The following is a 14,689-nucleotide window of genomic DNA, read 5'->3' on the forward strand; positions in this document are numbered from 1 at the left end:
TAGCGGCCTATTGCATTGTTCGCGACTGCGATTGAGCCAAGCTAGGGCTTTGTGAAAACAAAGAACTTGGCAATGCAAACGATGTAAGCATGTATTTTGAAAATATACCGCTGTTGCGTCCTGATTTAAGAGAAAACTGGACTGTTAACACCTCATCAGATTTATCTTTTAATTCCCACGTTGCTAAAAATTCTGTGCCTTTAATCCACTTAACACTGGCTGAGTTAAGCACTTTTAGTAGTGCCCAAGGTCCGCCTTGCTCGATAGAAATACGACGCCCTTTATTATCTAAACCATACAGAACCGCTTTTTCTGCAGCCCCTCGACCAGGCCACGAAAAATTACGCCATTCTTCAGGCTCATTGCGATAGCGATAACCTTGCTCACTAAAGCCTAAGTATGTTTCACGAATACCTCGGTGTGGAACAGGCATCATCTGAAAAGTAAAACCAGCACTGTCGGCACCACTAGAAAACAACGAACGAGTTACTTTATTTGCTTTAGTTAAACCATCAAGTAATTGCGCGCTAAAACCAATACCTACACCATTCCATTGTTTTTCTTCCCACACACCGCGGCGTACTTTCATAAATGGTTTGAGCTGGGTGTTAATAAAGCTCCATAAAATTCCTGATTCAGAATTTAAAAATTCAGAAACATCTGCTATCGCAGCATCAGGGCCAGTTAAGTTAAATGGATATTTACCAGCTAAACTGCTGTTATACATAGTATAAACCTGGTTTTCCCATTCTTGGTTAAGCTGAGTACGTGCTTTTGCCATGATAGTCGCTATACCACCATGAAGCGGAGCCTTAAATAGCTTATCTAGCGTTTCTTTGGTTTGAGGGTCTAGTGCTCGAGTTTGGCTCTCAATAATAATCCACGAAGACTGTAATGCATTACTTTGGCTATTACCTGAAAGTAAGTCCTGCGCAAATATCATTGCTTGAGCATCATCTTCATTACTCGCTGCCATTGCTTTAATGTCTGAATGGATGCTACTTAATGAACTGATGTATTGTCTTAAGTAATCAGAAGAATTCTTATCTTCATTAGGCTGTGCAAAGCGTCTTAAATCAGCAAACCGACTTTCAAGCTCTGGCGCTCTAACCGTACTCATTTGAGTAATTGTTGGCGTGTTTAAAGCTAATTTATTTGCAACATCTGCAGCCGTCTTACCTATTGAAGCTTGGCTTTTTGAAGGCGCGTCAGCGAGCGTAATATTGTCGTTAATCAGTTTCATTAAATCGTTAAAAGGGCCATCCATCGATGAAAGGCGTGCAAAATCAATACTTGCATCGTTTAGATCTCTAAATGCAGGCACTTTTATGCTATCTATAAAAGCAAACCAAGTATTGCCGTAGTCTTTAAAGTAATATGCACGCATAGCCTTTGCCAAAGTTTCAGCCTGTGCTTCGTCAACAACATTTTGACCATTTTCATCGCTAGAACCCATAACCCAGTCACCTGAGAACACCAAACGTGAAATACGTTTAATCTCTGGGAATACATATTCCTGCCAACCTAAGTTTGTATAAACATACGGGATTTTATACTTACTTTTAAATACATCACGATTTTTAGAAATCATAAAATCGTTTAATAACAATGGCTTTTTACGTTCAGCAAAGCTTGTAATTACTTGTTGATATAACGGGAAAGCCTCTGGCTGGGTATTTAAATTGTCTCTCGCTAGCGCTATCGATGTTTCGTTAGCCTGCCAAAATGCAATTTTACCAGGCTGCTCTATATCGTTACCCATATTTTCTAGGTACATATCAACTAAGCTACTTAGTTGTGTATAAATGGGTGCTTGCTCTTGTGCATTTATGTCTATATGAAAATGCTCAGCTATAAAATTAAGTAATTGCTCTTTAGCAAACTCCGTTGAAATATGCTCAGGGTTCGTACTCATCATTAAATGCATTTTTAGTGCATCGTAATACTGCTGACGAATCGTTGCTTTCGCTTCACCTTCATTGTCAAACCATTGTGTTTCGTACTGTTTTATTTGCGCAAGTAAATGCTCTTCACCTGGGTAAGTAATAAGCTGATTCATCTGATTAAATAGCACATTTGCAACACTACTTAAGGTTTCATCACCTTCATAAATACCAAATATAAAGTACCACGGTAATGAATCTTCGTAAGTTTTAAGCTGACCATAGTGCTCAAACAGCGCTAGCGTAGCAGCAAGCTTCTGCTCATCTTTTGCCTTACTTACGTTAGCTTCAACAACTGCTTTTACGCGTGACTCACCTTGATTAAGTAATAATTGATTACTTGTGTACGACGTAATAAGGAGTGCTGTGATTGCTGCAATAGATGCCAAACCTGAAGTGACTGTTAAACCTTTTAACCAGCGTCCTACTAACCGTTTTTTTCTATTTCCTCGCGTTAAATCCTGTAGTTTAAAAATAACATCATTAAATACGCGGTTGATAAAATAACTTTGAGTAATGCTTTCTTGTTTTTGGTCAACAACAACCGCGCCAAATTGATCTCGTACACCATTAGTAATGCGCTCAATAGGCGTGCCTTCTTGCGTGCCCGATGTAAAATAAACACCAGCAAACCAAGGAACTTCTTGATATGGATTAGACTTAAACAGTAAGTTAACAAACTCAGTTAACTTAGTTGAAGCTGATTGAAATTGATTAGGAAAATCAAGTATTAGCTGTTTACGATGCTCGTTGCGCTCTCGTGCAACTTTGCTTAAACGTTGCTCGCATAGTCGCTCATATAGCTCCTGCATACGAACTTCAAACATTTCTGCAGGATCATTTTTTTGATCTTCACTAATATCGAGTAAGTACGCACCAAATACTTGCTCACGCTCTTTTTCAGATAAGTCACTAAAAAAAGGTTCAAAACCACTGATTAAGTCAGTTTTGGTAAAAGTGATATATACAGGAAAAATAACGCCAAGCTGGGTAATTAGCTCTTCTATACGCTCACGCACTAATTTTACATGTTGTCGAATTTCTTCACTGTCGGAAGTTAAAACATCTGCAACACTAATGGCCACCATTACGCCATTTATAGGCAGTTTTGGTCTATATTTTTTAAGGAGCGCTAAAAATGACAACCACTCTTTATTTTCTGACTGCTCAGTTGTGTAACGCCCAGCGGTGTCAATTAAAATAGCTTGATCTGAGAACCACCAGTCACAATTGCGCGTTCCACCAAAACCTTGGATATGCAATTCACTCGAATTAGAGTAAGGAAAATGTAAGCCCGAATTTGCAAATAAAGTACTTTTCCCTGTAGCCGAAGGGCCAATAATCATATACCAAGGCAAAGCGTATAAAGCGGTATTACCACGATAACCCGCACCTAAATGAGATGCTTTTAAAGATCCCAATGCTTCTTGCATCTTTTCTTTAATTTCGCTTAATTCAGCACTCGAACCGGCATTATGACTTGCTAATTCAGAAGCTAACTTATCGCCTGAGCGCTTAGTCCATAACCAACGAATAAAAATAAATAAAACAAAAACAGCGGTTACAGCACCCATCGCAATTAATTTTTTATCGGTAGTATCTAAACCCACCATGCGACCGGCAAACCACACAATACTCAAAACGGCTATAAAGCCAATAAGTTGACCCGTTGCACGCGATGATACCAAGCCCAATAAAAAATGAACTAAACCGCTTTTATTAACTCTTCCCTGCATTGTGTTACCTATCGTGTTTCGTTGGTTTTATTGAGCTGAGTCAGCACTTCAATTTGGTTGTCTATTACCTGAGTACTCTGCGTTGCTTGCTTATTAATTACATAATGAAATCCAGCAAATAATGAGGCAATAGAACCCAAGCAAATAGCCAAAATCACCCAGTAAGGAATATTACGCCCCACCTTCATAGCAAACCCTTCTGCAGGTATACCGTTATCAGATAATTGAGAACTCGGTGTTCCTTTTATATCTTCAATTTGAGCTCTAACATCAACAATTAACGCTTTTAATTGCTCAATGCCTTTAACTTTGTAAATCCCTTCAAAGCCAAGCTGCAGACAAATATAATAAACCTCTAATGCAGCTAGCTTTTGCTCTCCGCCGGTACGCAACTTACCTAAACGTTCAAAAAATTCTTCACCAGCTCGGTTGTTACCAAAAAATTCAAGCTGTAGCGGTCGAGACATCCAATCCATTCTAAAATGAGCACCTGAACTCATAACAAATTCATCACACATAGCCGTAAGAGCAAACTTAACTTCTTGCATTAAACTTGTTGTTACCTGTTGCGAGTAACAATTACGCTCATAGTCATCAAAACTAGTAAGTAAATTTTCTCTAAACTCTTCAAGCTCTAAGTTAGTAGATTGCTTTAGTTTTAATGGTGTTAGCGCATTAATTACAGGCGAAATACACGCGACTAAATCTTGTTCTTTTTGTGCTTCTTGCATAATTTCAACTCAACGTTAATTACGTGCTACGGTAACAATTTCAATTTGTGCACTTTGCAATCCAAATGGTACAAATAGGCTTAATGATTGCTCTTCAATAATTTGCTGCCAAATGAAACCATGCGACTCAAGCCTGAAGTATTCATACCCACTTTTTATGGCCAGCTTATTTGGAGGTCGCTGACAATGTGTTAGTTGCACACCCGCTAAAGCAGATGAAATCATGATATCGAGCTTTTCGCTTGCTCCAACTTTTACTTGATCACTAAATGTTTCAATCCATTTTGTGTCTTCAGATTCAAAATACACAGCTAAATAAAAGTCGTTGTTAGTAAACGTTGCAGAATCAATAGTGGCAACTTGATAAATAGCGTTAGAGGTTTTTTCAAGTTTTAAGCCCACCATTTTCTTAGGTACAACCCCTTCAAGTAAACGAGTTAATAGGCCATCAAGCTGACCAAATACATTGCTTAAATTTTTATGCTGGTATGGTGGTACTTGGTTAACTAAGTCACTGTGCTCAAACATTGAAACTGAACTAATTAAATCAACAAGCTCACAATACAAACGTTCAGGATGGACCAATGACAAGTTTTTAAGATGATCTAAACGCTTGGCGGATGGAGCCATTGCATTAAGTAACAAAAATGTATTCATTTCATTCGGCCCAAAGTCAGTAACTGAGCCATAATTTTTACGTCTGCTAAGCAGCACATTAACTTTTGCATTAACTAAATTAGCCGTTCTATTTAACAGCTCAGTTAAATAAGCAGATGCACTTATATTTAATAAAGGAGGCACAAACTGTTTATTTAAAACAAATGATCCATCTTCCGAGCGACTTATTTTTAAACATGCAATGGTGTCAAAATAAGTTTTTACATCTGAGTCAGACAGTAATATAAATTTAGGCTTTGCAACTAATACCTCACGACTACGCGACGCATCATGATTATCTTCTAAATCAATATAATCCGCTTCATATGCGCTTAATTGCCCGCTGGCCGCATAACCTTCAATATTGCTAACTGTTTTATTAGCAGCAATAGCAATATAAATAACACTCTCTTGATGGTTACTATCAAGCTCAAGCTTTAAATCATCTTGATGCTGTCGGTCAAAATCAAGCAAGCGACCATTTTCTAAAAGTAATTTAAAACTGGTCACTTTTAATATACCGCGAGCAAGTGCTGATTCATCAATAGCAAAATGCTGTAAACCAAATGCCAATGGTGATATTAGCGCTTGACGTACAACCTGATTTTGATCGTGATAATCGTCAAATAGTTGAAAGTGTTGCTGGGCAAGCAAAACACCTTCAGCCCAAACGGGCTTTGCGGGAGCTTTTAAATTCATTACTCAGCCTTATCCACGCCAGGTAATTGAACTTCATTATTGGTAACCAAAACATCTAATGATGTAGACAACTTAACAGGGCCATCTGCAAGCGGATAATACGCTTTCCAGTTATCGCCACTGCGATCTCTAAATAAAGCAACAATAGCTACAAACTTTGCATTTTCAGCTTGTTCAAACTTAATTTTAGATTGTTCAGAAGGGTGAATTGTTCGCTCTTCTAATGTAATTAAACTATTAGCTAAAACTGACTTATCTGACTTCCATAACTCTTCAAATGTGGCTGTTTTAAATGTTTGTATATCAGACAGTTGATATACCTTTAAAACCACTGGTAACGCTTCATCAAATTGGTTTAAATTTAAATTATCTGTTGCCTTAACATCTAAACTTACGTTAGTACTCATACAACCAGTTAATATTATAGAAAGTGATAAACCTATAATTGCATTTAAAATAAAGCGCATTTTTTACCTCAATAAATATTTTTATTTAAAATTAAAATTAGTTTTGCAAAGAGTAGCTTCATAAACTGGGCAAATAACTTTATTGAATCTTACATTCGCACAATCAGACCATTTATTAGTTTTAAAAAAGCCTAAAAGAGTCTTAGTCCTGCTTTTCTCTTGAGAATCAACTAACAAAGACTGCGTAACAACATCATCTATAGACGTAATTAACTTAGTATTTATTAATGAAAGCTCTTTTATATAAACAGATACATCACCGTTAATTAAAGTAACTTTTCCATTGCTTTTAGGGGGATTATTTAAAAAAAAGAAAAAGTGTTCTATAGAATTTTCAGAAAAAACGCGATGGGCAGGAATACCTACCTGGTCTAGTAGCGAAGAAACGCTGGCAGTAAGTGACCAAGCTAAGGAGTACAAGCTATTTATTTGATTTATAAACTCTTTTTTATTCACAACATGCTCCTTGTCATCAGTTAAACTAAAAAACTCTTAGTCTAAGGCTAGTAATAAATCCATTTATTTGGCGCATAATACAAACACCTAACCGCTATTGTCAACCTATATAAGGTTTAAAATATTAGAATATTAATGCGATTTACGAATTAGAATAAACACTCTAAAAAACAGTTATAAATGAATAATACGCAATAAAACAAAACAATCCCTATTTATGAAACAATCAAAAAAATAATTCAATTTATTTTTAGAGTTACAATTATCCAGTTGATCATTAACACACAAAAAGGTATGTTTACGCCACTAATTTTACCGAGCAGGGATTGCAACGTTTTGACTAAATCTAATTTTTTTTTGAAGGTTAATGACAAAGACTTTAATGTTACTTACCTACATGGCTACGAAAAAATTAATAAAGGCTTTAGTTATTCACTCACCGTTGAATCTTCAGTAAAAATCAATACAGATATACTACTTGCTAATGCCAGTGTGATTTTTGTTAATAAAAATAAAAGATATAGAGAACAATGCGGCCTGATTACATCTGTAACCAATATGGGTGTATTCAACAATCTACATCGCTTTAAAATAAACATTCAAGATCGATTATCCACCTTAAAAGACACCTCAAACAGTAAAGTCTTTATTACCGTAAACGTACAAGATGTATTAAATTACTTAGCACAAAAAGCAGGTTATTCATCAGGACAAATCGTTTTTAGGACAAGCTCCGCCTTACCGCATTTAAAGCAATGTGTGCAAGCAATGGAAAGTGACTGGGCCTTTTTTAATCGCTTGATGTCTCAGCATGGTCTTTTTTATTGGATTGAAAGTGAATCAAACACCGAAACACTTGTTATAAGTGACAGCAACCTCAATAGCCCCTACTTAAGTACGGGTGTATTAGAAGTTAAAGCAAACGCGGGGATGAACGTCCAGTACTGGGGTAACTTTGTCGGCTTTATGCACAGTGAAGTAACGCAAACCTTATATAATAATGCAGCGCAAAGTAATGCCCATGGACAATTTCAAAAAGTAGCCAGTAACAGTCAATCTTTTTTCGAGCCTGCTGCAAACTCAAGCGCAGAAGCATCAGCGCAAACACAAAGCTTTAGCAATGCATTAGCCACACACAATAAACTGGTTACGCTTACGGGTAATGTATCTGATGTATTTGCAGGCTGCTCAATTTCGCTTGACGATAATATGGGGTTTGCTAGTGGTGATTTGCTATGCATTGCAATAGAGCACACCCTTAATCAAGCAAATGACGAAAGCAGCCATGAAGGTGAAACGCACTATCACTGCGTAGCGCAATTTATAGAGCGAGGCACACCTTACAAAGCAATGCCGGAGCCTCATACACCTAAGCCCATGGTATTTCCAGCAACCGTAGAATCTCTCACAAGTAATGCATTTGTAGATGAACACGGCCAATACCGTATTCGTACCGAGTTTGATAAAACAGCTCGCCCAGTAATTCAATCAAGCCCTGCACTAAAAAAACTAGCGCTATATGCTTGTGAAAATCAACCTCAAGCAACTGGCTGGCACTTTCCACTCGTTGGTGGTTCTGAGGTACTTATTGGGTGTATTAATAACGACCCAAATAATACATTTATAATGGGTTTTGCACTAAACGCCGACCAGCCAAGCGTAGTTACAGCCGCTAACCCAACGCATAATCGCTTATTAAGCGCAGCGCAAAATGAACTCATGTTCGATGACGATAAAGATGTACCCAAAGTCATCTTACAAACACTCGCCAGTGAGCACTATATTGAATTAAATGCTATAAAATCAGGCCGCCAATTTATTCAATGGATAAGCCAACTCGGGACTATAAATTTACACGCTGGGCGCGACCTATGCCTTGAAACAGAACAAAACAATGTTCAGTTTGTTATTAAAAACAATCAATTTATTGATGTTAAAAATACCGTGTCGCAAACCACAAATAACAGCCATGTAAATTATCAAAGTGGTGGCAGCCAAGCCTTCAGTGGTAAAAATGCGACCCTTACGAGCGAGAATGAAATATCACTCCTCACCGGACGTGCAGTAAAAGTGCATGCACAAAGCGACATACTCCTTAAAACCAATAACAGCGACTTAAAGCTTAATGTGCCTAATGGCTCTAAGTTTTTACAAACTAACAATAATGTAAACATTACGGGTTCTGGCCAAGGAGATTTAATTATTCACAACGCGGGCGGCGAGATAAAACTCGACAGCCAAGGTAATGTTGATATTACCGCCACCAATGTACTCACACTCGATGGCACATTTATAACCTTTGATGGCCCGGTTGATTACGACATAACTAGCCCACAAACAGCGAGGGCACCAAGCAATGCAAGCCCTGCCAATATTAGCCGCATTAGTGATATAACCATTAATGACTCCGGTATTGCTGCAACAACGTCAAGCGTAGTGGATTTACTTTATGTTTATCAAGATGGCAGCCCTGTAAAAAACGCACCTTATACAATTAAATTTGATGATGGAACACAAAGCACAGGCCAGCTAGATGAAGACGGTATAGCGCAATTAACCGATGTACCAAATGGTCAGTTTACTATTCAATACGGGGAAGATACGCGCGAGTATGAGCCTCAAGATAACACGACGCCAAACCCACTTTATAAAAGAATAACCCCCGCCTCTGCCATACAAATGAGCAGAGCTGGGCAAACAGCAACACTTGATGAAGCAAGCAACATAGCCAGCCAAGCAGGTGATTGGTTATGGGGGGCACTGCAAGGTGACTTTAATAAAGACCCTACAACGGCGCAGATTGTGGTAGGCAGTATTATTTCAATGATACCTGTTATTGACCAAGTCATGGACGTGCGGGATATTTTAGCCAATGTAATGCTACTGACTGATGACGATAAAGCCAACGACAGTGATGGCTGGATTGCCTTTACGCTCACCGCGATAGGTTTAGTACCGGTGCTCGGCTCCGCGGTAAAAGGCGTCGGTAAAGTGGTGATTAAAAACAGCGGCGACACAATAGAAGCCGCAATTGCAGTGTTACGCAAGTTGGGCAAAGGCGACCCTGTTCAGTATTTACGTAAAATAAATTGGCAAGACCTAGGTAAACAAGCAGCCAGCGAAGTAAAAGCCTTTATAAAAGGCCTGCGCGATACACTTCACGAAATATCAACAAGTTGGCAATACGACCTACTGCTACCACAGCTTGCCATAGACGGCATGCAAGCTACGATTAAACAGCTTGATGAAATAGCGCCCAAAATAGACCAGGGCGTTAAAGACGCAGCAAGTGAGATTGGCAATCGCGTAAACAAAGCCCTCGATGAATTCGAACCGCCGAAAAGCACTGGTATTGTGGGCAAACCTAAAAAGAGCGTTGCGAATGAATTAGATGCGCCTAAAGGAAATGATTTAAAAGGGGTTGAGAGTAAAAAACCATCTAACTCAGTCAACAAAAAATATAGCTCAAATTTAGTTAATAATCGCAAGATGTATAAAACCGATCTTGACTTTATGTCAGGAATACCAACACATGTTGATTCAAGTGTCCATAAAAGTATTAGAGCTAAAATTGAAGGTGGTTGGTCAAACCTTGATTTAATGAAAAATGGTAATGCCCCTATAGGCAAAGACGGTAAGCAAATAAACTTACATCACATTTTGGGACAAGAGCCAAGCCCAATGGTTGAGCTTTTATCTTCGACTCATAAAAAACATCATAAAGCTTTACACGGTCTAATCGAAGATGGTAAAAGTTTTAGGAATAACCCTTCGCTCCAATATCAGTATGAAAAATTTAAAAAAGAATACTGGAAACTTAGAGCACAAGATTTTGAGTAGGTAAATCTGTATGAATAAATATAGTGAGTTAATAAAACAACTTGATTTGAGTGAACACGAAACCTTTTGGCAAGGTTCGGCTGACTTGAAAGAAATTGCACTTCTTGAACAGCTAATTTCGATAAAGCTCCCATATTCATTAGTTAATTTTTTAAAAGAATGTGGTGGTGGAGGAACAATCGATTCCGAGGTATCTGGTATTGAAGATAATAATGCTACTTTGAAGCTTGGAGGAACGATATTAGGTGACACACTTGATTGCAGGGAAACATTTGAATTACCCCCACATTTAATTGTGATTTTTTATAAAGAAAATGAAATTTGTTGGTGCTTAGATTCTAGTACCCAAGAAAAAGAATACCCACTAGTTAATTATAATTTATTTAAAAAACAAGTTGACGGAGTAATAGCTGACTCCTTCCTCTCATTCTTTTGTGAGTATGTTGAGCTTAGAACCTCGTAGAATCTATATAAGCTAATTAAATACGCTAAGGACAGCCCATGCAACCCGATATTAAAAGCACCCCGCAACACCTAGGTCAGTACCTTTACCAGCAAATAGATGAGCCATGGCATGAAGCACACCTTATTTTAGATTGCGAAAACAACAATACACTTGAATGCAAAGCTCACTTTATTAAAGCAGACGACGAAACACAGCATGCAATTGCTGTATCTGAAAATATAACAGCGTTGTTTAAAACGTTATTTGACCACGCAATTAAAAATGAAGTGGAAGATTGGCAACGCGCTATTTTTACAATTACGCGTAAAGGCCAATTTAACTTAAACTTTGAGCGCGATAATAATAATGACGAAGAATTAATAACCGCTGTTAAAATACATTAAGTATTAATGTAACCCGCTCTTTAACAACATGGCTGTTGGCTGGTGCTACAGCCTGAAAGAATTAGCACCTTAGCCTGTATTTCAAATTGGGTCCCTCATTTACTTCTCATTCTTTTCTCTTTGTGCAATATGGCTTTAAGTGAATTATTTACAAAGAGCTTAAGAGGCGCTGCGCTTAGAGAGTAAAAGTACTATTAAATAGTCAGTTTACTATTCATGAAATATCAACAAGTTGGCAATACGACCTACTGCTGCCACAGCTTGCCATAGACGGCATGCAAGCCACGATTAAACAGCTTGATGAAATAGCGCCCAAAATAGACCAAGGTGTTAAAGGCGCAGCCAGTGAGATTGGCAATCGCGTAAACAAAGCCCTCGATGAATTCGAGCCGCCGAAAAGCACCGGTATTGTGGGTAAACCTAAAAAGAGCATTGCGAATGAATTAGATGCGCCAATTAGTAATGAGCTTAAAGGGGCTAAAGCAGCGAATCGCTTAAATCTGAAAACACCAGATGATTTTAAAGATATGTTTAAATCACTTAACCATAGAAAAGCAGCCGCAGGTGAATATAATGCTCATGCGTTAATGTCCTCTAAAAACTATAAACCCATTGGTAATACAAATGGTCAGTATAAAATGGGCGAAACGGGCATTGATGGTATTTACTCTCATATAGGTCCGCCACCAAGAACAGCCATCACTGAAGCTAAGTACAACAAAGCCAGGCTAGGAATGACTGGTGACGGCAAGCAAATGAGTGATGATTGGGTTACTGATAAACGCTTACAAAAAGCAGGGCTAAGTAGGAAAGAACGATCGAAAATTTTGAAAAGCCTAGATAAAAATGATGGCTCAGTTGAGAAAATATTAATACGCAATAAACCTGATGGTGCTCTTGTTGTAAAAAAATTAGATATTAATGGGAGTGTCATCGGTACACCCCTAGGTTTTTAGGACGAAAAATGCTTAGAGATAAATTAAAAAGTAAAGCTTACTTTGATGAACAAGTAGAATTTAGTCTTGAAACAATTCAAGAATACATTGATGACCTAAAAAAAGATAACAGCTTAACTGTTAATTCAAAAATGAGGTTTTCTTTTAGACTCGTAGATTACACCTCGAGATTGCTTCACGAACGCTACTCCCGCGGAGACAATTTAACTGAGCTCAAACCTCATTTACTTGAAGCACTTGAATACCGTCAATGGCAAAAAAACTATGCTGATGCCTTGCCTGCAAATGAACAAAAAGATCGCATTGGATGGGAGGAAATTCGCACTGACTATCTTGAAAACTGGCTCGACTGGCTCGCTTTTGCCTATTGTTTAGATATGGATGATAGCTATTACACGCAGGCTCTTGAATTAATCGCTAATCAAGGACTTGATGTATTGTTCGACTCTATTGCATTGAAAATGGGCGACACTGAACGAGCAGTTTCTAATGATTTATTATTCAAAAAACGATTTAAAAAGCTACACGATGTCATTGCAGCAGACATTGAGCAACAACCTTCTTTAATGAAAGCATACCTCGATGCATGGTATAAACTGATAGATTCACCCGACTATCATTTAATGGATACGGATGCCTACATTGGGTATTGGAGCTGGGAAGCAGCTTTAGTCGTTAAACTTTATAATATTGACGACAGTAACTTTATTGACCACCCGTATTACCCTAAAGATTTAGTTCACTTTAAAGGATGACATGGATGTTACGTGATAACCGTCAGGATGAAGGCTACTTTCAAACACTTACGAGTGACCTTGATGAAGCTCTAACTGAAACACAAGCCGCACTCGACGACGCTGTATTTACCTCCCCTACTCAGCGCGTTGATGTGGCTCAGAGATTGTTTCAACTAGCCATTATGCGAGCTGTGGCGCATTATTCTTATGGTGCCTATATTGATGAACTACGCCCTTTTGTACTCGCTATTTTACCTTATCGTGAACAGCTCACCTTGGTAGCTAATAACATTCCACAACCCCATCAGTTTTACCGTGTTGATTTTGAACAACTTGGAGGCGCTGGCGATGCGTGTGGCTCTGCGAATATAAATCGCTATATTTATACGCTTTGGTGGCTGTCGTTACTCGTTGCCTGCGACGCGCCCACTGAGCATATTAGTAAAACGCTTGATGTCATTGGTGAACAAGGTAAAGATGCATTATTTGATGCTATTGCCGTAAAGCTCGGTGATTCACAACGCCCTATGGCAAAAACCCTCTATTACCCTGATGTTTACCAGTGTTTGTTTGATGCCTTTAGTCTTGATAAAAATACGCAAGCACAGAAGCTAAACCAGTTTATATCGCAGTGGTATGCCCAACTTGATGATGCCGACTGGCACGGCAACCATGAATGTGATTGTGAATTTGAATATACTGATTATTACATTGGGTACTGGTGTTTAGAGCATGCGTTAGTGGCAAACTTACTTGGTATAACCAAAGTACAACTTACGCCACATCCAATGCTAGCCAATGATTTAATACGTAATAAACATGAGCGCTAAGGTCAGCCAATGCAACCTGATATAAAACACATCCCGCAACACCTAGGTCAGTACCTTTATCAGCAAATTGATGCTCCGTGGCTTGAAGCACAGCTTATTTTAGATTGCGATAATAATAATGTGATTGAGTGCAAGGCCCACTTTATAAAAACAGATGATGATACACAGCATGCAATTGCTGTATCTGAAAATATAACAGCGCTGTTTAAAACGTTATTTGACCACGCCATTAAAAACGAAGTGGAAAATTGGCAGCGCGCTATTTTTACTATCACTCGTCAAGGCCAATTTAACTTAAACTTTGAGCGCGATAATAATGACGAAGAATTAATATCCGCTGTTAAAACATATTAAGTATTAATGTAACCCGCTCTTTAACAACACGGATGTTGTGAGGCTAGGCGCTATAACTTTTAAAGCATAGCGCCCTAGCCTTTCAAGTAATGACTGCTTTTTACGGTTAACGCCCTTATTTACTTCTCATTCTTTTCTCTTTGTGCAAACAATATTTTAAGTGAATTATTCACAACGCGGGCGGCGAGATAAAACTCGACAGCCAAGGTAATGTTGATATTACCGCCACTAACGTACTCACACTCGATGGCACATTTATAACCTTTGATGGGCCGGTTGATTACGACATAACCAGCCCACACACAGCGCGGGCACCAAGTAATGCAAGCCCTGCCAATATTAGCCAAGTGACTGCGCTTGATTTGAGTGACAATACGTTATCCGCAAGTACACTCGCTCAGCTTGAACTTGAATACCTTTATGATGATGGTTCG

The 14,689-nt window shown here is 38.5% G+C and carries 12 protein-coding genes; 7 read left to right on the forward strand and 5 right to left on the reverse strand.

What is annotated here, in order from left to right:
- Positions 1–7 precede the first annotated feature (7 nt).
- Genes tssM through P20429_RS07120 form a run of 5 tightly spaced genes read right to left on the reverse strand, consistent with a single transcriptional unit; the run spans position 8 to position 6,689 of the window.
- The gene (tssM, locus tag P20429_RS07140) at positions 8–3,679 is read right to left on the reverse strand and encodes a type VI secretion system membrane subunit TssM (RefSeq protein ID WP_007584492.1); all 3,672 of its coding nucleotides are present in this window, start codon (positions 3,677–3,679) and stop codon (positions 8–10) included.
- Between the two features lie 8 nt (positions 3,680–3,687).
- Positions 3,688–4,410: a type IVB secretion system protein IcmH/DotU gene (icmH, locus tag P20429_RS07135; protein ID WP_007584493.1), complete on the reverse strand. Its 723-nt coding sequence runs from the start codon at positions 4,408–4,410 to the stop codon at positions 3,688–3,690.
- Between the two features lie 15 nt (positions 4,411–4,425).
- On the reverse strand, positions 4,426–5,766 hold the full coding sequence (gene tssK, locus P20429_RS07130) for a type VI secretion system baseplate subunit TssK (RefSeq protein ID WP_007584500.1): 1,341 nt from the start codon (positions 5,764–5,766) through the stop codon (positions 4,426–4,428).
- Positions 5,766–6,233, reverse strand: a complete 468-nt coding sequence (gene tssJ / locus P20429_RS07125) for a type VI secretion system lipoprotein TssJ (RefSeq protein WP_007584502.1) — start codon at positions 6,231–6,233, stop codon at positions 5,766–5,768. The genes tssK and tssJ overlap by 1 nt, the downstream gene beginning before the upstream one ends.
- A 21-nt stretch (positions 6,234–6,254) precedes the next feature.
- A complete protein-coding gene (locus tag P20429_RS07120; RefSeq protein ID WP_007584504.1) occupies positions 6,255–6,689 on the reverse strand; it encodes a hypothetical protein in 435 nt (144 codons plus the stop codon).
- 336 nt (positions 6,690–7,025) lie between these two features.
- On the opposite strand from P20429_RS07120, the gene P20429_RS07115 reads away from it, so the two are divergent.
- The 7 genes from P20429_RS07115 (at position 7,026) to P20429_RS07090 (ending at position 14,255) form a co-directional block, all read left to right on the forward strand.
- On the forward strand, positions 7,026–10,529 hold the full coding sequence (locus tag P20429_RS07115) for a contractile injection system protein, VgrG/Pvc8 family (RefSeq protein WP_007584505.1): 3,504 nt from the start codon (positions 7,026–7,028) through the stop codon (positions 10,527–10,529).
- A gap of 10 nt (positions 10,530–10,539) precedes the next feature.
- On the forward strand, positions 10,540–10,992 hold the full coding sequence (locus P20429_RS07110) for an SMI1/KNR4 family protein (protein ID WP_007584507.1): 453 nt from the start codon (positions 10,540–10,542) through the stop codon (positions 10,990–10,992).
- Positions 10,993–11,030: 38 nt separating this feature from the next.
- Complete coding sequence (locus P20429_RS07105; protein ID WP_007584510.1) at positions 11,031–11,378, forward strand: immunity protein YezG family protein; 348 nt, start codon at positions 11,031–11,033, stop codon at positions 11,376–11,378.
- Between the two features lie 275 nt (positions 11,379–11,653).
- On the forward strand, positions 11,654–12,334 hold the full coding sequence (locus P20429_RS20150) for a hypothetical protein (RefSeq protein WP_007584512.1): 681 nt from the start codon (positions 11,654–11,656) through the stop codon (positions 12,332–12,334).
- A gap of 8 nt (positions 12,335–12,342) precedes the next feature.
- A complete protein-coding gene (locus P20429_RS07100; RefSeq protein WP_007584514.1) occupies positions 12,343–13,089 on the forward strand; it encodes a PoNe immunity protein domain-containing protein in 747 nt (248 codons plus the stop codon).
- Between the two features lie 5 nt (positions 13,090–13,094).
- The gene (locus P20429_RS07095) at positions 13,095–13,901 is read left to right on the forward strand and encodes a PoNe immunity protein domain-containing protein (RefSeq protein ID WP_007584516.1); all 807 of its coding nucleotides are present in this window, start codon (positions 13,095–13,097) and stop codon (positions 13,899–13,901) included.
- Between the two features lie 9 nt (positions 13,902–13,910).
- A complete protein-coding gene (locus P20429_RS07090; RefSeq protein ID WP_007584518.1) occupies positions 13,911–14,255 on the forward strand; it encodes a DUF600 family protein in 345 nt (114 codons plus the stop codon).
- The last annotated feature ends 434 nt before the right edge of the window (positions 14,256–14,689 follow it).

The sequence above is a fragment of the Pseudoalteromonas sp. BSi20429 genome (genome assembly GCF_000238895.1).
GTDB lineage: Bacteria > Pseudomonadota > Gammaproteobacteria > Enterobacterales > Alteromonadaceae > Pseudoalteromonas > Pseudoalteromonas arctica.